The 17,269-nt window shown below is 65.4% G+C and carries 16 protein-coding genes; 7 read left to right on the top strand and 9 right to left on the bottom strand.

Annotated features, from left to right (window positions below; all coding sequences use genetic code 11):
* Positions 1–31: 31 nt before the first annotated feature.
* Positions 32–1,366 carry an MFS transporter gene (locus AC1DN9_RS13695; RefSeq protein WP_478100966.1) on the bottom strand — a complete coding sequence of 445 codons (1,335 nt, stop codon included), beginning with the start codon at positions 1,364–1,366 and terminating at the stop codon, positions 32–34.
* Between the two features lie 150 nt (positions 1,367–1,516).
* Between AC1DN9_RS13695 and AC1DN9_RS13700 the strand changes: the two genes are divergently transcribed.
* From AC1DN9_RS13700 to AC1DN9_RS13725, 6 genes are all read left to right on the top strand, one after another.
* The gene (locus tag AC1DN9_RS13700; protein ID WP_478100968.1) at positions 1,517–2,491 is read left to right on the top strand and encodes a LysR family transcriptional regulator; all 975 of its coding nucleotides are present in this window, start codon (positions 1,517–1,519) and stop codon (positions 2,489–2,491) included.
* Positions 2,492–2,522: 31 nt separating this feature from the next.
* Complete coding sequence (locus AC1DN9_RS13705) at positions 2,523–3,197, top strand: DsbA family oxidoreductase (protein ID WP_478100970.1); 675 nt, start codon at positions 2,523–2,525, stop codon at positions 3,195–3,197.
* 101 nt (positions 3,198–3,298) lie between these two features.
* Complete coding sequence (locus AC1DN9_RS13710) at positions 3,299–4,855, top strand: DUF1800 domain-containing protein (RefSeq protein WP_478100972.1); 1,557 nt, start codon at positions 3,299–3,301, stop codon at positions 4,853–4,855.
* An 11-nt stretch (positions 4,856–4,866) separates the two neighbouring features.
* Positions 4,867–6,078 (top strand): DUF1501 domain-containing protein, encoded by a 1,212-nt coding sequence (locus tag AC1DN9_RS13715; RefSeq protein WP_478100974.1) that lies wholly within the window; start codon positions 4,867–4,869, stop codon positions 6,076–6,078.
* A gap of 157 nt (positions 6,079–6,235) precedes the next feature.
* Positions 6,236–6,688, top strand: coding sequence for an iron chaperone (locus AC1DN9_RS13720; RefSeq protein ID WP_478100976.1), 453 nt, complete (start codon positions 6,236–6,238; stop codon positions 6,686–6,688).
* A gap of 74 nt (positions 6,689–6,762) precedes the next feature.
* Positions 6,763–6,900 (top strand): hypothetical protein, encoded by a 138-nt coding sequence (locus AC1DN9_RS13725; RefSeq protein ID WP_478100977.1) that lies wholly within the window; start codon positions 6,763–6,765, stop codon positions 6,898–6,900.
* Here AC1DN9_RS13725 and AC1DN9_RS13730 read toward each other — a convergent pair.
* The 6 genes from AC1DN9_RS13730 to acpA form a co-directional block, all read right to left on the bottom strand.
* Entirely contained in the window at positions 6,897–7,343 is a 447-nt protein-coding gene (locus AC1DN9_RS13730; RefSeq protein WP_478100979.1) for a MaoC family dehydratase, read from the bottom strand. The two genes, AC1DN9_RS13725 and AC1DN9_RS13730, sit on opposite strands and share 4 nt — an antisense overlap.
* Positions 7,336–8,988: an AMP-binding protein gene (locus tag AC1DN9_RS13735; RefSeq protein ID WP_478100980.1), complete on the bottom strand. Its 1,653-nt coding sequence runs from the start codon at positions 8,986–8,988 to the stop codon at positions 7,336–7,338. The genes AC1DN9_RS13730 and AC1DN9_RS13735 overlap by 8 nt, the downstream gene beginning before the upstream one ends.
* Complete coding sequence (locus tag AC1DN9_RS13740; protein ID WP_478101125.1) at positions 8,985–9,725, bottom strand: nitroreductase; 741 nt, start codon at positions 9,723–9,725, stop codon at positions 8,985–8,987. Before AC1DN9_RS13740 ends, AC1DN9_RS13735 begins: the two co-directional genes overlap by 4 nt.
* Before the next feature lie 127 nt (positions 9,726–9,852).
* Entirely contained in the window at positions 9,853–10,872 is a 1,020-nt protein-coding gene (locus AC1DN9_RS13745; RefSeq protein ID WP_478101127.1) for an AraC family transcriptional regulator, read from the bottom strand.
* Between the two features lie 135 nt (positions 10,873–11,007).
* Entirely contained in the window at positions 11,008–11,493 is a 486-nt protein-coding gene (locus AC1DN9_RS13750; protein WP_478100982.1) for a RidA family protein, read from the bottom strand.
* A 102-nt stretch (positions 11,494–11,595) separates the two neighbouring features.
* Positions 11,596–13,779 carry an acid phosphatase gene (gene acpA, locus AC1DN9_RS13755; protein ID WP_478101129.1) on the bottom strand — a complete coding sequence of 728 codons (2,184 nt, stop codon included), beginning with the start codon at positions 13,777–13,779 and terminating at the stop codon, positions 11,596–11,598.
* A 247-nt stretch (positions 13,780–14,026) separates the two neighbouring features.
* Between acpA and AC1DN9_RS13760 the strand changes: the two genes are divergently transcribed.
* Positions 14,027–15,364 carry a cytochrome-c peroxidase gene (locus AC1DN9_RS13760; RefSeq protein WP_478100984.1) on the top strand — a complete coding sequence of 446 codons (1,338 nt, stop codon included), beginning with the start codon at positions 14,027–14,029 and terminating at the stop codon, positions 15,362–15,364.
* 12 nt (positions 15,365–15,376) lie between these two features.
* Here the strand turns inward: AC1DN9_RS13760 and AC1DN9_RS13765 are convergent, their stop codons facing one another.
* Positions 15,377–15,802, bottom strand: a complete 426-nt coding sequence (locus tag AC1DN9_RS13765) for a GNAT family acetyltransferase (protein ID WP_478100986.1) — start codon at positions 15,800–15,802, stop codon at positions 15,377–15,379.
* Positions 15,799–17,145: an NAD(P)/FAD-dependent oxidoreductase gene (locus AC1DN9_RS13770; protein WP_478100988.1), complete on the bottom strand. Its 1,347-nt coding sequence runs from the start codon at positions 17,143–17,145 to the stop codon at positions 15,799–15,801. The genes AC1DN9_RS13765 and AC1DN9_RS13770 overlap by 4 nt, the downstream gene beginning before the upstream one ends.
* Positions 17,146–17,269: the final 124 nt, after the last annotated feature.

A 17,269-nucleotide genomic window follows, 5' to 3' on the forward strand; every position in this document is an offset into this window, starting at 1 on the left:
GTGCGAGCGCCTTCGGGCGGCCGGGCGGCGCTCATCGGGCCACCGCCTTTTTCACGAAGCGCGGGACGAACGCGATGATCAGGATCGCGGCGCAGATCTCGACGGCCGCGACGATGAAGAGGCCCGGCGAGAGCAGCCCGGTCGACGTCTTGATGGCGCCCAGCATGGACGGCGCGCCGAAGCCAGCGAGGTTGGCGATCGAGTTGATCAGCGCCACACCGCCCGCCGCCGCAGCGCCGGCCAGGAAGCGGCCAGGCAGTTGCCAGAACACGGGAATCGCGCTCATCGTGCCGACGATGGCGAGCGTCTGGGCGGCCAGCGCGAGTATCGGGCTCTGCTTCATGAAGAGCGCGGTGAGCGCGAGTCCCACGGCGCCGAGCGCGGCCGCGAATGCGCAATGCAATCGGCTTTCCTGATGACGGTCGGAGTGCAAGCCGTTGTAGACCATGCCGACCGCGCCGCAGAGGTACGAAAAGGCCATGATCCAGCCGACAGTCGCGGGGTTGGTGAAGCCCACTTCCTTTACCACCGACGGGCCGAAGAAGGTCAGCGACGAATTGGCCGCGATGATGCAGAAGAAGATCAGGATCAGCAGCCACATGCGGCGATCCTTCAGCGAAGCGATCAGGCTTTCCTCACGATGACCGAGCGCCTTGCTGTCGCGCGCCATGTCTTCATGCACGAGGCGGCGCTGTTCGGCCGTGAGCCACTTGGCCTGCTCGGGACGGTCGGTCAGGTAGAACCAGGTCACGAAGCCTGCGATCACCGAAGGAATGCCTTCGATCAGGAACACCCATTGCCAACCCGACCAGCCGTTGAGGCCATGCAGGTTGTTCATGATGCTGCCGGCCATCGGACCGCCGATCACGCCCGCAATGGCAGAGGCCGACATGAAGATGCCGAAGGCCTTGGCGCGTCGCTCGCTCGGATACCAGTAGGTCAGGTAGAGAATGATCCCGGGATAGAAGCCGGCCTCGAAAACGCCCATCAGGAAGCGCAGGAAATAGAACATCGCCGGCGTCTTCACGAACATGGTGGCCACGCAGACGATGCCCCAGCCGATAGTGATGCGCATGATCGTCTTCTTGGCGCCGATCTTCTGCAGCAGCAGGTTCGACGGCACCTCGAAGAAGAAGTAGCCGAGGAAGAAGATGCCGGCGCCGAGCCCGTAGATGGCCTCGCTCCAGCCGAGTTCGTCGAGCATGGTCAGCTTGACGAAGCCGACATTGACGCGATCGACCCAGGCCAGCACCCAGAGCGCGAAGATGAAGGGAATGATGCGCCAGGTGATGCGGCTGTATGCCGCATCCAGCGCGCTGGCCGGCGCACTCGGCGCGGCGTGTTGCGGGACTTCCAGGGTGGCCATGAACGAACTCCTTGGCGGATCAATGAGGGACATCGAAGGGGTGTGTGGATTGGGCCAGCCGGCACCCCCGCCTGTCGATACCGGCGCGGCATGCGAATCGCTATAGACTGCATCGGACATATCGATAGACGGGGGCTACGGGAAAACACCATGCAACGCGGCGTCGATCTGCTCGACGGTCATCTGCTGCGCGTGCTCGCCACGGTGGTGGAAGAGCGCAGCGTGTCACGTGCCGCCGCCCGCCTGCGCCAGACGCAACCGGCGGTCAGCGGTTCGCTCAAGCGGCTGCGCGAGATCTTCGGAGACGCCCTCCTGGTGCGCGACGGCACGACGATGGTGCCGACAGCACGCGCCGTGGGCCTCGCCGTCCAGGCGCGGCGCGCACTCGGCGAACTCGAAGCGCTGCTGGTCGAGCCCGAGGTGTTCGTGCCCGCGCACGCCGAGCAGCGCTTCCGGATCGCCTCGCCCGACTACATCGCGCCCTCATGGATCTCCCGGCTCGCGCAGCACCTGAGCGTCGAGGCGCCGCGCTGCCGCATCGAGCTGCGTGCGCTCGGACCGACCTTCGATTTCGAGCGCGCGCTCGGCGACGACGAACTTGACCTGGTCATCGGCAACTGGCCTTCACCGCCCGAGCATCTGCACATTTCGCTGCTGCTGGAGGACGAACTGGTCTGCCTCATGGCACGCGACCATCCGCTGGCGCAAGGCGCCACGCAGGTCAGCGAGGACGACTACCTGGCCGCCGGCCACGTCGTGCCCGTGCCCTATGCCTTGGCGCAGCGCGGCGTGGTCGAGACTTACCTGGGCGAGCGCCGCCTCGGGCGCGATGCGCGCGTGCAGGTGCCGTACTTCGGGTTGGCGCCGTCGATCGCGGCCAGCACGCAGTTGATCTTCACGACCGCGCGCCACTTCGCCGAATACCACGCGCGGCTGCTGCCGCTGGCGCTGCTGAAGGCGCCCGAGGGATTTCCGCGCATGCGCTTCTATCAGCTCTGGCACGACCGCGTTCACCATTCGGCGGCTCACCGCTGGCTGCGCGGCCTGGTGGCGCAATTCGGGCGGGAACTGGCTGCGCCGGCGATGCCGCAATGTCAGCAGGGTGATCCGCCGGCCAGCGGTTGAAAGACGCGCCGGCGGCCCCATCATCGGAGACATGCCTACCCGACTCCATATCGATTTCGTGTCCGACGTCTCGTGCCCGTGGTGCGCCGTCGGACTTGGCGCGCTCGAAGCCGCTCTCAAGAAGGTTGCCCCGGACGTGACCGCCGAACTGCGCTTCCAGCCCTTCGAACTGAACCCGCAGATGCCGCCCGAAGGCCAGGATGCCTTCGAGCACCTCCACGAGAAGTACGGCTCCACGCGCGAGCAGCAGGCGCAGGCGCGCGAAGCGATCCGGGCGCGCGGCGCGGCGGTCGGCTTCGAGTTCCGCCCCGAGGGGCGCGCCCGCGTCTACAACACCTTCGATGCGCATCGACTGCTCCACTGGGCCGAGCGCGAGGATCTGGCGAAGCAGGTGGCGCTGAAGAAGGCGCTGCTCAAGGCCTGCCATACCGATGGCGAGAATCCGTCGGATCCGGAGGTGCTGGTGCGCCTCGCGGGTGAGGCCGGCCTCGATCCGCAGCGTGCGCGCTCGATCCTGCAGGGCGATGAGTTCGCCGCCGAAACCCGCGAACGCGAGCGCCTCTATACCGAAGCCGGCATCCATTCCGTGCCCGCCATCATCATCGACAACAAGCACCTGATCTCCGGCGGCCAACCGGTGGAAGTCTTCGAGCGCGCCCTTCGGCAGATCGCCGGTGCGGCGCCGCCCAGCGTCGCCGTGGCCTGAACGCTGACTGCGGCCTGAACGCCGTGTAAAGACCGTCAACCGGCAACGGCGCCCGCCGGTTGAGTGAGGCAACCCCGCGCCGAAAGGGGCATGGAGCCTCGATGATCCTTCGATCCGCCGTTTCCGCGCTCGTGCTTGCATCCGCCCTGGCGCTGGGTTCCTGCGCCATGCCGAGCGGCCGGGGGCCCTTGCCCAAGGTCGCCGCCCCAGACGAAGCCACGCAACTGCGCTGGCTCGACCGCGTGAGCTGGGGGGCCGATGCCGCCAGCGCGAAGCAACTCGCGCACGAAGGCCTGCCCGCATGGCTGCGCGATCAACTGCACCCTGCGCCGGCCACGCTGCCGCCCGAGGCGCAGGCCCGGATCGATGCGATGACGATCTCCCGCACGCCTGTCGAATCCATCGCCGTCGCGCTCGTCGCGCAGCGACAGGCCGCGAATGCACTGTCCGACGACGACCAGAAGAAGGAGGCCCGGAGGACCTACCAGCAGGATCTCACGCGCCTCACGCGCGAGGCGCAGGAGCGCTTCCTGTTGCGCGCGCTCTATTCGCCCAATCAGCTCGAAGAGCAGATGACGTGGTTCTGGATGAATCACTTCAACGTGAACGCCCGCAAGAACAACCTCCGCGCGCTGGTCGGCGATTATGAGGAAACCGCCATCCGCCCCCATGCGCTCGGCAAGTTCCGCGACCTGCTGGGCGCGACGGTTCATCACCCGGCGATGCTGGGCTACCTGGACAACGCCCAGAACGCCGCCGACCGGATCAACGAAAACTACGCGCGAGAGCTGATGGAGTTGCACACGCTGGGCGTCGGCGGCGGCTACTCGCAGGCCGACGTGCAGGAACTGGCGCGCGTGCTGACCGGCGTCGGCATCCGCCGCCGCGCACCGGACGCGCCGCCGCCCAACATCAGGCCCGCATTGCGCGCCGACTACGTGCAGCAGGGGCTGTTCGAGTTCAACCCGAACCGCCATGACTACGGCCCGAAAGTGCTGCTGGGCCAGCCCATGACGCAGCATGGCCTGGCGGAAGTCGACGAAGCACTCGACCGGCTGGCGCGGGCGCCGGCCACTGCACGATTCATCTCCCGGAAGCTGGCGATCTACTTCGTCTCCGATGACCCATCGCTGGCGCTGGTCGACCGCATGGCCGACACCTTCCGCCGCACCGACGGCGATATTGCCGCCACGCTCCAGACGATGTTCGAGTCGCCCGAGTTCACTGCGTCGCTTGGCCAGAAGTTTCGCGACCCGGTGCACTACGTCATTGCAAGCGTGCGTCTGGCCGACGACGGCCGAATCGTGACCAACGTGAACCCCATCCTGTTTTGGCTCAACCGCATGGGCGAGCCGCTCTACGGCCACGAGACGCCGGACGGCTATCCACTCACGCAGGAAGCCTGGGCCAGCGCCGGGCAGATGTCCACACGCTTCGAGATCGCCCGTGCCATCGGCGCGAACGGTGCGGTGCTGTTCCGTGGCGAAGAGGGCGCACCGGGCGACAAACCGACGCTGGCACGCCTGGCCGATTCGCCCACGGTACAGGCAGCCTTGCCGTCGATGAGCGCCGACACGCGCGAAGCCCTGGCACAAGCGAAGTCGCCGCAGGACTGGAACACCTTCCTGCTTGCGTCACCCGAACTCATGCACCGCTGAAGGGGGCCGATATGCAGCGACGTGATCTCCTGAAACTGCTCGCCGCGGCATCGGCCTCCGGCCCGGTGGGACGGCTGATGGCGGCACCCGCGGCCGGCGGCACGAAGCTGCTGGTCGTGTTCCTGCGCGGCGCCTACGACTGCGCCAATGTGCTGGTGCCGGTGTCGAGCGATTTCTACTATGCCTCGCGCCCCAACATCGCCATCGCGCGGCCGGGCCAGCCTAACGGCGCGGTGACGGTCGATGCCGACTGGGGCCTGCATCCCGCACTCTCGGCGAGTGTGATGCCGCTGTTCCAGAAGAAGCAGGCCGCGTTCGTTGCATTCGCGGGCACCGACGACCTCACGCGCAGCCACTTCGAAACGCAGGATTCGATCGAACTCGGCCAGGCGCTGGACCGGCGCCGGGACTATCGCTCAGGCTTCCTGAATCGCCTTGCGGGTGTGCTGGGGGCGGGTCCGGTCACCGACGTGGCGCCCATCGCCTTCACCAACCAGCTGCCGATCGCCCTGCGCGGCGAGGCCAAGGCAGCCAACATGGCGCTGGCCGGGGTGGGGCGGCAGGGCATCGACGAGCGCCAGAGCAAGGTGATCCAGTCGATGTACCGCAACACGGCGCTGGCGCAGCCTGTCGCCGAGGGATTCCAGGTGCGCGACGAAGTGATGCGTGCCGTCCAGGCGGAGATGGAAGCGGCGAGCCGGGACGCGATGACCGCGAGGGGCTTCGAACTCGTCGCGCGGCGCATGGCGCGGCTGATGCGCGAGCGCTTCGACCTCGGCTTCGTCGACGTGGGCGGCTGGGACACGCATGTGGGGCAGGGCGGTGCCACGGGCTACCTCGCGAACCGCCTTGACGAACTCGGGCGCGGGCTCGCGGGCTTTGAGGCTGAGATGGGCGACAACGCATGGCGCGACACGGTCGTGGTGGTCATCAGCGAATTCGGTCGTACCTTCCGCGAGAACGGCAATCGTGGCACCGATCACGGGCACGGTACGGTGTATTGGGTGATGGGCGGCGGCCTTTCGGCGCAAGGCGGCGGGCGTGTCGTCGGCGAGCAGGTGGCGGTCGCGCAGGATCGGCTTTTCCAGAATCGCGACTACCCGGTGCTCAACGAATACAGGGCCGTGTTCGGCGGGTTGTTTCGCCGGATGTATGGGCTCTCGCCGGCACAGCTCGGGCACGTCTTCGATGGTGTGGCGCCGAAGGACCTGGCGCTTGTCTAGGGGAAGGTCGCCAGTCGAATGCCTCGCTTCGCTGCAAATTGCTTCGAAGGCCTGTTCTACCTCTGCTTCTTTGCAATTCTCGTGCTCTTCTCTGTTCGCACTCTCATATATTCCCAAGCCTGAGGGCCGCGTTCGGCCAAGAGAGAAAGGCACGCTCATGCAACATGACGACGCAAATCACGTTGAGATGTCGACCCAGAAGACAGCGCCCACAACCATCGATGAGTACGTCTCGGGATTTCCGCCGGATGTGCAAGCGATTCTTCAGAAGATTCGGCAGACAGTGCGAAATGCGGCGCCCGCTGCGGAGGAAGTCATAAGCTACCGGATGCCTGCGTTCAAACTGAACGGAATCATTGTGTACTTTGCCGCCTTCAAGAAGCACATCGGCATCTATCCTCCGGTCAAGGGTGACGCGCGCCTGGAAATGGCTGTCTCGCCCTATGCGGGGGCGAAGGGCAATCTCAGGTTTCCGCTGGACGAACCTATCCCTTTCGCGTTGATCAAGCGAATCACGCAACTTCGTCTAAAACAGAATCTAGCGCGCACCGGCGGCAAGGCCCGCCAACGACAGAGGACGCCTTCAACGTCATCCACTGCGGCTGAGTGACGCCGGCCGGCTTCGATGGACTTTAAGAACCTTTCAGCATCGGCTTTCCTTGGGTGAACGAAATGATCTCGGTCATGATGAAGCACCCGGACGTGTACGTGGACACATCGGCCTACAAGTCATCCCGCTTTCCGGCCGAGCTTGTTGCGTTCATGCGGGGACCGGGCAAGCGCAAGGTCGACTGGCGCCGCCAGCCAATCGCATCAAGTTAGTGAGCACGAGGCACAAAGGAAACGTGACCTTGCGCAAGCACCAGCGTGCGCCCGTCAAGTGCACTGACGGTGCCGTCAAGGCCGAGGACGAGCCCCCCCTTCGCCCGTGAGGCGGCCGACGTCACGACCCATTCCAGAAGCACGCTCTCGGTTGCCTTCACCGCGTGCAGAAGTTCGAAGGCGAAGTTCAAGCCGAGCATGCTTCCCCTTGAAGAGAAGTGTGTGGCAATCAACCCCATCAGAAGGGACGTGGTGTGCGTGGCGCTGGCGATCAGGCCGCCGAAGCGGGTGCCCGACGCGTAGTCGGCGTCGATGTGAAGCGGGTTCTCGTCTCCAGCGGCGAGCGAGAAAGATCTGACCTGCTCCTCATCAAATGTGTGGGCGCGCGAAAACCGGTACCCGGTGCCGACGTCAGGGCGATCGGTGTTGTACACCTCAAGCATGGCCGGCCAGACGGGTTATCGCAGCCGTGCTCCCCGCCGCTTCGCGAAGCCTGAACTTCTGAATCTTCCCTGTGGCCGTTTTCGGCAACGTGTGAAAGATGACTCGCCGCGGGCATTTGAAATGCGCGAGCCGCGCCCGGCAGAAGGCGATGACCTCGACTTCCGTTGGCGGCTCGACGCCAGCCCTCAGTTCGATGAACACGCACGGAACCTCACCCCATCGCTCGTCCGGCTGAGCTACCACAGCTGCATGCAGCACGGCCGGATGGCCATGAATGACATCTTCAACTTCGACCGAGGAAATGTTCTCCCCACCGGAAATGATCACGTCCTTGGAGCGGTCGGTGATCTGCACGTAGCAGTTGTCGTGCTGGACTGCTACATCACCCGTCCGGAACCACCCGCCGGCCAGGGCTCTGCGCGTCGCCGCCTCGTTCTTGAAGTAACCCATCATCACTGTATTGCCGCGCAGCATCAGTTCACCGGCCGTGCGGCCGTCCTGCGGAACGGGCTCCAGCGTGTCGGCGTCGCCCACCATGAGACCCTCGAACATGGCCGCACGCGCACCCTGCCGTACTCGGAGCTTTCCTTGCTCTGCCGCCGGAAGCTCGTCCCAGTCGTCCTGCCATACACAGCTCACTGGTGTTCCGGAAACCTCGGTGATGCCGAACACGTGCTCGACATCGAATCCCATGGCGCGAACCCCTTCCAATACAGCCAGCGGCGGCGGGGAGCCGGCGGTCAGGACCCGCACCGGGCGGGGCAAGGCCTTGCCTTGGGCCGAGTCCGCCAGCATGGCCATGACGATCGGCGCCGCGCAGAGGTGGTTGACACCATGCGCGTCGATCGCAGCCATGACCCCCTCCGCGGAGATTTTCCGCAGGCAGATATGGGTGCCCGCAGCGGCCGTGATGCCCCATGTGAAACACCAACCGTTGGCGTGGAACATCGGCAGTGTCCACAGGTAACGCGGCGCCTGCGGCATCGACCAGTTCGTGATCTGTAGCTGGCTCATCAGGTAAGTACCTCGATGGCTTGCCACGACGCCCTTGGGGTCCCCGGTCGTGCCCGAGGTGTAGTTCAGGGCAATGGGCTGCCACTCGTCGCTCGGCCAGACACCGGGAAATCGGGAATCGCCGGAGGCGAGGAGCGATTCGTAGTCCACCTCGCCGATGGACACGCCTTTCGGCGCCAGGTGATCGTTGATGTCGATGACGACAGGGCGGTGATCGAGCAGGGCCAAAGCCGCCGCAGCAACGTCGGCGTACTCCCGATCGACCATCAGCAGCTTGCACTCGCCATGTCGGAGGATGAACGCCACGCCTTCGGCATCCAGGCGATGGTTGATGGCGTTGAGAACCGCGCCTGAAAGAGGAACTCCGAAATGGGCCTCCAGCATGGCAGGTGTGTTCGGCGCCAAGACGGACACCGTATCGCCGGACCGGATTCCCCTGGCCACCAGCGCTGATGCCAGGCGATAGCACCGCTCCCGCGTCTGCGCCCACGTGCGGCTCAGGTCACCGTGGACGACCGCGACACGTCGGGGGTGCACGAGCGCTGCCCGGTCCAGGAAACCCAGTGGTGTTAGTGGAACGTGGTTGGCCGCGCAACGGTCCAAACCCACTGAATACGATGCGGCGCTCATAAGGAGTTCTCCTTGGGATCTACATGGAAAGTCGTGAACGAAGGCACCGGCTCCCGCTCCGTGACCAGGGTGTTTTCGATAGACGATTCGTCGGCATGGCCAAGGCTCATGCCGCACACGAGCATCTGCCCGTCCGGGATCTGCAGATGGTGCGCGATCTCGCGATGAAACTTGAGAAACGCCGCTTGCGGGCAGGTGTGCAGATGGCGAGCCCGCGCCGCCACCATCACACTCTGCAGGAACATGCCGTAATCAATCAGGCTTCCTTCCTGCAACTGACGGTCGACCGTGAAGAACAAGCCGACCGGAGCATCGAAGAAGCGGTAGTTGCGACCGTGCTGGAGGTGCATGCGCGACTTGTCGCCCTTTTCGATCCCGAGCAGGCCATACAGGTCCCACCCTACCTTGCGACGTCGTTCCAGATACGGCGTCACCCAGTGGCGTGGGTAGTAGTCGTAGGGCTCGGTCAGCTCGGACGCAAGCGCGGGATTGTCATCAATGGCTGCAATGGCTGCGCAAAGTTCCCTCTTGGCAGCGCCCATCACTACGTGCACACGCCAGGGCTGCATGTTCATCCCGGATGCACTGTGGCTGGCGGTTTCGAGAATCGCTTCGATGTCGCGGGCCGGTACCGGCGTCGGCAGGAACGCACGCACGCTGCGCCGCGTCACGATGGCCCAATCCACCGCCTCGCGGAGCGTCTTTTGGGTCAGCAGCGACGCTGTCGTTCGGTCCATTGAGGGTGTCTTTCTGAGTAGGCGGATCACAAGATCCAGTCGCGCACTCTAGGAAGACTCAACCCATACGTCGATGCCCACGCACTCCAACCGGCATGGGGTAACCCGCCACCTCCGCAAAGATCTGCTAGGGTTTGGGCCTGCCCCCCTTCCGGTAAGCGCCAGGGCTCACGCCAGTCCACTTCTTGAAAGCTCGGTGAAACGCGCTCGCTTCCTGAAAGCCGGTGCGCACAGCCACCTCGGACACGGTCATCGAAGCCGCCGCAAGCAAGTCGATGGCAATGTCGCGACGCAAGTCGTCCTTTAGCCGTTGATAGCTCAGCCCCTCCTGATGCAGTCGCCGTTGCAGCGTGGTGCCGGACACATGCAAATCCTGTGCAAGCCTATCGAGTTCGGGCCATTGGTCCGGCGACTGACTGCGCAGCCGGCGGCGCACGCTCGCGCTGGTGCTCGATTCATTGCGGTACTGCACGAGCAGGTTGCCCGGGGCCTGCCGCAGAAAGGCATCGACCGAATCGGCCGTCTCTACGATGTAGAGGTCCAGCAGCGCGCTGTCGAAAATGATGTGCGTCGAGGCACCATCGAAAACCAGGTTCTGACAGAACCTCGTGCGGTAGTGGCTGTCATCGACCGGTGCCGGACACCGGAACTGCATCTCGCGAAGCGGGATCCTGCGATGAACCAGCCAGCAGGCCAAGCCGTGAACCAGGATGAACCACGTGCCGTATCCGAACAGCCTGCGCATGACGCCGCCGTCATGCAACACGAGGCGCGCCTCGGCATCAGTGCGGATCAGCTCGCCCCGGAAGTCATCCAGTGCTACATGCAGGAACCGCAGGATTCGGCGCAACGCGTGTTCAAGATTGTGTGCACTGACCGCAGCGCGCGTCATGAGCGCGAAACCGCCGCGCCGCAGCCCGTGGCTGTCGAGACCGAAAAACTCGTCGTCCATCAGGTCGGCCAGCGCAACCCACATGCGCGAGTACGCGACCGCGGGGATTCGGGCGCGAGGTGACTGCAACAACTCGCGGTCCACAGTTGCCGCCTCAAGGACGCGGTTGAGGTCCATGTTTCTGAGATAGGCGGCATGCAGCGCCTCATGCACCAGTTCGATGGAAACAGTGCCTTTGGTTCCTGCGAGACTCATCGCTGCACTGTAGGTTGAAATCAGATGACCCGGGATGGGGAAGTTGCGGGCGTCAGCTTTCGCACTGCGAAGCAGACGTTGGTAAACGAAACTCGAACGGCAGCAACGGCGTTTCTGAGGCCCAAGGGTCAAGGATCAGTCGCGGAGTTCAACCTCGCCCTCGACTTCGACCGGAATATCGAACGGCAACTCCGCCACCCCGATCGCGCTGCGCGCATGCGCGCCCGCTTCCGGCCCATAGAGCTGGATGATCAGATCCGAAAACCCGTTGATCACCGCCGGCGTCCGGTTGAAGCCCGGCGCCACGTTGACCATGCCGAACACACGCACCCAGGCCGAGATGCGATCGAGATCGCCGATGGCCCGCTGCAGGCTGCCAAGAATCGCCAGGGCGGTGAGTTGCGCGGCCTGGTAGCCCTGCTCGGCGGTGAGTTCGCGCCCGACCTTGCCTCGCGGCTCGGCGACGCTCCCGTCGTTGGATTGCGGCCCGTGCCCGGAGATCAGCACGCGACGGCCGATGACTCGGACCCATGGGAAAGGCAGGGCCACCCCCGGCGGAAGCGACAGCGGCGGAGGGAGCGAGAGGTCCAGGGACCGGAGCTTGTTTTCGATGCGCGACATGGCCGCAGATGCTACGACCGTCTCGCCGATCCCGCAAAGAAAAACGCCGAGGAGCGCGGAGCCCCTCGGCGTGTCTTCAGGCCTTGAAGCCTTCGGGATCGATCACTTGCTGTTGAAGTCCAGCGCGGCCGTCAGGTCGCCCATCGGCTTGCCGCCGTTCTTCAGCAGCGCCACGTCGCGTTCGACCAGGCCCGGCAGCGGCGGCAGCGACCAGCGGTGCGTGATGAAGCGCAGCGTGGAAGCCGTGTCGTACGGCGTCTTGTCGACGAAGCCCTTCTTGGCGTATGGCGAGATGATCAGCGCCGGAATGCGCGTGCCGGGACCCCAGCGGTCGCCCTTCGGCACGGTGGCGTGGTCGTAGAAGCCGCCGTTTTCGTCGTACGTGACGACGACCAGCATGTGCTTCCACTGCGGGCTGGCCTGCAGCTTGGCGATCACGTCGGCGATATGCGCGTCGCCATCGGTGACGTTGGCGTAGCCGTTGTGTTGGTTGAGGTTGCCCTGCGGCTTGTAGAAGGCCACCGCAGGCAGCTTGCCGGCGGCCGCGTCCTTCAGGAAGTCGGCGTCGAAGTCCTTCAGGTGCGTGGCGCGTGCATCGGGATGCGCGACCGGATCGAACTCCGCGTAGTAGTTGAAGGGCTGGTGGTGGAACTGGAAGTTCGGCGTCACCGCGGCGGCGGGCGATGCCGCATCCGGGCCAGGGAACTTCCGGTCGCCCTCGGCGATGGCCGTGGTGCTGTTCCATGCACCGCCGTACCAGGCCCAGCTCAGGCCCTTCTTGTCGAGCAGGTCTCCGATGGTGGCTTGCGTCTGCGGCGGCAGCGTGTTCGCCTTGGTCGGGTCGGCGTAGAACTTGGTCGAGTCGCCGGCCGCCGGCGCGTTGCCGCTCGGTTGGTAGGGCGGCTGCATGGTGTTGACCGCGTAGAACTTGCCGCTCGCATCCTTCGGCGTCAGCGTGTTGTCGTTCTTGTAGGTCGCCGCACCGTTGAGCACCGAGGCGGGCGAGTTGGCCGCAGGCGTCAGCCGGACGAAGTTGCCGTTGGCGTCCACGTCGATCGCCGAGATGGTTGCCTTGGCCGGAGAGGTGTCGGCATCGGCGTTCGGGTAGGTCGGCGCGCAGGCGCACACCAGGTACTGGTGGTTCAGGAACGACCCGCCGAAGGCGCCCATGAAGAAGTGGTCCGCCAGCGTGTACTGCTTGGCGATCTCCCACATCTTCATCTTGCTGCCATCGAAGTAGCCCATGCTCAGGCCGCCTGCGTCGGAATAGGCAGTGAACTTGTCGTTCTTGCCGCCGTTGATCTGCATCTGGTTGTTGTAGAAGCGATGGACGAGGTCGCGCGTGATGGTCGTTTGATCAATCTTGATGCCCGTGTTGAAAAAGCCGGCCGGGTCGTCGATCTGGAACATCTTGTTGGGCATGCCAACGGTCTGCGCCTGCGTGATCGTGGCGGCCTGACCGGCGATGGTCACGCCGCCCCATACCGGCGGCAGCGCGGGCAGGGTGGCGCCGTCGAAGTCCTTCTGCGGTTCCGGATGGCTCGACGTCGACGTCGGGTTCACGCCCGGAATGCCGTCGGCGCCGGGGAAGAGCCCGTAGAGGTTGTCGAAGCCACGGTTCTCGGCGTAGATGACGACGACGTTCTGGATCTTCTCGAGCGCGAGGCGGTTGCGCAGTGCCTGCATCACGTCGCCGCCCGAGCTTGCCTCGGCCACGGCTTCGGCGATGCGCTCGATGGCCTCGTCGATCTCGGCCTGCAGCAATGCCTTGATGCCCTTGTCGTCCATCTTGTTGTGGTCGACCATCAATTGGGTTTCGGTCACGCCCAGGCGCTTGGCCAGGGCGGCGCGCGCGGCGGCAAGGTCGCCGCCGTTGTCGTCCATCATCGCGGTGAGTTCGGTGCTGATGGCACTGACCACAGCATTCGCTCCGGCGGGTGCGCGGAACACGAGCGGCTGCGTCACGGCGCTTTCGGTGTCGGTGGCCGGGTCGTAGCGCTTGCTCGACGTGCCGATTTCGGCCACGACGGCGCCTTGTCCATTCACCTTGAAGGCGCCGTTGTTGTCGGTCGTCGCGCTGGCTTCGTTGCTGTCGCAGCGGCCGTTGTTGTTGGCGTCGATGCAGACCTTGGCGTTGCGGTAGTAGCTGCCGGCGACGACGCCCGAGGTGGTGGCCGTGCTGGCCGTGCCAACGGGCAATGCAAAGCCCGATCCGCTGCTGCCGCCGCATGCCGCGACGACGGCAGCCGCCACGATCGAGATGGGCCAGGGCGAGAGGCGGACCATCGGGTTGCGCAGGAGCCGCGCGAATGCGGCGCGGGATGTTGCAGAGGGTTTCATCATGTGTGGAGTTATGCGGTTGTTGATGAGTCCGGTCGAACGCCCGGCGCCCGCGATGTTCGTCCTGCTCGATGACAGGCACATTTCAGAAAAATGGTTTCATCGCCGTTTCGGGGGCTCAGGCGTCATTCGGATGTCATGTTCGATGCCTACGCTGCGCGATCTGCCCCGGTTTCCTGGGGCCATGCCTGCGATGCGCATTTCAAATCTGTTCCGGTCGATCCGATTCCGGCTGGGCCTTCTTGCGTTGGCGTCCTTCGCGCTTGCCGCTTGCGAGCGGCCGACGCCTTCCGTCCCTGCGAACCCACCGGCGGCTCCGTTGGCGACAACGCCCGCGCCGGTGCCCGCGTATGTCGGCGCGACCTACGCGCCCGTGCCCGGCAAACCGCAGCCCACCGCCGCTCAGCTGACGGCACTGGGGCGCAAGATCTTCTTTGATCCGTCGTTGTCCGCCTCGGGTGCGCAGTCGTGCGCCAGTTGCCACGACCCTCACCATGCCTTCGGCCCGCCCAACGCGCTGTCGGTTCAGTTGGGCGGCGTCGACGGTCGCACACAAGGCCCTCGAGCCACTCCGTCGTTGCGCTATCTTGAAACGCTGACGGCCTTCTCGGAGCATCACCACGACAACGATGGCGACGACAGCATCGACGCCGGCCCCACCGGCGGACACATGTGGGACGGCCGGGCCGGTTCGGCGCACGAACAGGCCGGGCTGCCGCTGCTGTCGGCAGCCGAGATGGCCAATGCGTCGATCGAAGACGTGGCCCGCAAGCTGGAGCGCGCGACCTACGCGGACGAGATGCGCGCCGTGTTCGGCGCCGACGTGTTCGGCGACGCACCGGGGGTGTTCCGCGCTGCAGGCATCGCGCTCGAGGTCTTCCAGCAGTCGCCCGCTGAGTTCTATCCTTTCACGAGCAAGTACGACGCCGTGCTGCGCGGCGAGCAGAAGCTGAGCCCCGCCGAGACGCGCGGCCTGCGTCTCTTCAAGGCCGAGGACAAGGGCAACTGCGCGTCATGCCATCTCAGCGATCGCACGCCGGACGGTGCGTTTCCGCTCTTCACCGACTTCGGCATGATCGCGATCGGCGTGCCACGCCACCGTGGCTTGGTGGCCAATGCCGACCCGGCCTATCACGACCTCGGGCTGTGCGGCCCGATCCGCACCGACCTCAAGGACCATCCTGAATACTGCGGCCTGTTCCGCACGCCGACCCTGCGCAATGTCGCGGTCCGCCAAGCGTTCTTCCACAACGGTGTGTTCCATTCGCTGGAAGAGGCGGTGCGCTTCTATGCCCAGCGCGACACCGCGCCGCAGCGCTGGTACGGGCGCGATGCCAAGGGCAGGACGCAGCCCTTCGACGACCTGCCGGCGGAGTATCACGGCAACATCAACACCGACCCGCCCTTCGGCCAGAAGCGCGGAGACAAGCCCGCCTTGACGGAGCCGGAGATTCGCGACGTGGTCGCATTCCTGAAGACACTGACGGATGCCGATCAACTGCCGGCCTCGGGCCATCCAGCGAAGCCGTAGGCGCTTCGGATTTCAGGTGTCCGTATCGTGGATCAGCCGCCGGCCGAGGCTGATGGCATCGTCCTGCGCATAGCCGAGCTTGCGGTAGAACGCGATCACCTCCGCGTTGGACGAACGCACCAGCAGATTGATCTTCGGGCAACCTCGCTCCATGAGCAGCCGCTCGGCTTCGTGCATGAGCGCGCGGCCGATGGATTGCTTGCGATGCTGCAGTGACACCGCGAGGTAGTAGACCCACCCGCGATGTCCATCGAAGCCCACCATCGCGGAGCCGACGAGCGCATCGCCGATCGTCGCGACCAGGAAGAGCTCCGGCTGCTCGCTCAGCTTGCGCTGGATGTCGCGATGCGGATCATTCCACGGCCGCGTGAGCCCGCACTCGCGCCAGAGCGCGATCACACTGTTTTCGTCGGCAGGGTGGAACGAGCGGATCTTCATGATTCGCCTCTCGCCCTGACGTCCGCCACCACGCGCGCGTAGCGCTGGAAGCTCCAGTAGGCGCTCGCCCAGTCCATCAGCACGACGAGGCGGTTGCGGAAGCCGATCAGGAAATACACGTGCGCGAACAGCCAGAACAGCCACGCCATGCGACCCGAGAAACGCAACGGGCCGAAGGGCGTCCCGAGGTCCACCACGGCGGAGTTGCGGCCGATCGTGGCGAGATTGCCGTAGTCGCTGTAGCGGAAGGGCTCGGTCGGCTGGCCGGCGATGCGGCGAAGAATGTTCGTGGCGGCGGCGCGCCCCATCTGCTTCGCGCCGGGCGAGACACCGGGCACGGGCGTCGGCTCCTTGCCCGGTCGATAGCTCATCGCGGCGGCGAGATCGCCCACCACGCTGATGTCCGGGTGCCCCGGCAAGCTCAGGTCAGGCAGCACCTTGACCCGGCCCGCGCGATCCGTTTCGGCACCGGTGGCGCTTGCCAGCAAGCGGCCGAGCGGCGAGGCCGCCACGCCCGCGGCCCAGACCACGCAATTGCACGCGATGCGATGGCTGCCGACGCCGGCGCCGCCGTCGCTGAACGGCGATTCGACCTGCAGGCCGCCCGCATCGACCGACGTGACCTTCGCATTGAGGCGCACCTGCACGCCGAGCTTCTGCAACTGCTCCAGCGCGCGCTGGCTGAGCGACTCGGGCATGGCCTGCAGCACGCGCGGTCCGCCCTCGATCAGCAGGATCTCCGCGCTGCCCGGATCGAAGCGCCGGAACTCGCCCGAGAGGGTATGGCGGGCGATCTCGGCGAGGGTGCCCGCCATCTCGACCCCAGTAGGTCCGGCCCCGATCACCGCAAAAGTCAGCAGCGCGCGGCGACGTTCCGGATCGGATTCAACCTCCGCCGCTTCGAAACTCAGGAGGATCCGGCGGCGGATCTCGAAGGCATCGGCCAGCGTCTTGAGGCCCGGCGCCATCTTTTCCCACTGGTCATTGCCGAAATAGCTGTGTGTCGCGCCTGCCGCGACGATCAGGTGGTCCCACCCGATCCGGGTGCCGTCGCCCAACTGGATCTCGCGCGCGGCCGGATCGATGTGCGTGACTTCGCCGAGCAGTGTCGTGACGTTGGGCTGTTGCCGAAACAGCAGCCGCACCGGCGCCGCGATGGCGGGCGCGGCAAGGCCCGCGGTCGCCACCTGGTAGAGCAGGGGCTGGAAGAGATGATGGTTGGTCTTGTCGATGACGGTGATGTCGACATCGGCTTTCTGCAGCTTGCGCGCGGCCTCCAGTCCACCGAAACCGCAGCCGATGATCACGATGTGCGGGCGGCCGTTGTTCTTGGAAGTGCTCATTCGCCGGATGATACGCAGGCAGGGCGATGGCAAGCTCTCGCAACTTGTGCCAAAGTGGCGCGTTCCGCTGCGCCGGCGTCGCGGTTCCGTCTCTTCGGGCGAGACCTTGTCCTACGGCGTCTTC

It is taken from the genome of Variovorax sp. 05L425, from assembly GCF_056397705.1.

Coding starts and splice junctions, on each gene's coding strand:
- AC1DN9_RS13695 (WP_478100966.1), bottom strand. CDS start 1,366: ATGGCCACCCTGGAAGTCCCGCAACACGCCGCGCCGAGTGCGCCGGCC.
- AC1DN9_RS13700 (WP_478100968.1), top strand. CDS start 1,517: ATGCAACGCGGCGTCGATCTGCTCGACGGTCATCTGCTGCGCGTGCTC.
- AC1DN9_RS13705 (WP_478100970.1), top strand. CDS start 2,523: ATGCCTACCCGACTCCATATCGATTTCGTGTCCGACGTCTCGTGCCCG.
- AC1DN9_RS13710 (WP_478100972.1), top strand. CDS start 3,299: ATGATCCTTCGATCCGCCGTTTCCGCGCTCGTGCTTGCATCCGCCCTG.
- AC1DN9_RS13715 (WP_478100974.1), top strand. CDS start 4,867: ATGCAGCGACGTGATCTCCTGAAACTGCTCGCCGCGGCATCGGCCTCC.
- AC1DN9_RS13720 (WP_478100976.1), top strand. CDS start 6,236: ATGCAACATGACGACGCAAATCACGTTGAGATGTCGACCCAGAAGACA.
- AC1DN9_RS13725 (WP_478100977.1), top strand. CDS start 6,763: ATGATGAAGCACCCGGACGTGTACGTGGACACATCGGCCTACAAGTCA.
- AC1DN9_RS13730 (WP_478100979.1), bottom strand. CDS start 7,343: ATGCTTGAGGTGTACAACACCGATCGCCCTGACGTCGGCACCGGGTAC.
- AC1DN9_RS13735 (WP_478100980.1), bottom strand. CDS start 8,988: ATGAGCGCCGCATCGTATTCAGTGGGTTTGGACCGTTGCGCGGCCAAC.
- AC1DN9_RS13740 (WP_478101125.1), bottom strand. CDS start 9,725: ATGGACCGAACGACAGCGTCGCTGCTGACCCAAAAGACGCTCCGCGAG.
- AC1DN9_RS13745 (WP_478101127.1), bottom strand. CDS start 10,872: ATGAGTCTCGCAGGAACCAAAGGCACTGTTTCCATCGAACTGGTGCAT.
- AC1DN9_RS13750 (WP_478100982.1), bottom strand. CDS start 11,493: ATGTCGCGCATCGAAAACAAGCTCCGGTCCCTGGACCTCTCGCTCCCT.
- acpA (WP_478101129.1), bottom strand. CDS start 13,779: ATGGTCCGCCTCTCGCCCTGGCCCATCTCGATCGTGGCGGCTGCCGTC.
- AC1DN9_RS13760 (WP_478100984.1), top strand. CDS start 14,027: ATGCGCATTTCAAATCTGTTCCGGTCGATCCGATTCCGGCTGGGCCTT.
- AC1DN9_RS13765 (WP_478100986.1), bottom strand. CDS start 15,802: ATGAAGATCCGCTCGTTCCACCCTGCCGACGAAAACAGTGTGATCGCG.
- AC1DN9_RS13770 (WP_478100988.1), bottom strand. CDS start 17,145: ATGAGCACTTCCAAGAACAACGGCCGCCCGCACATCGTGATCATCGGC.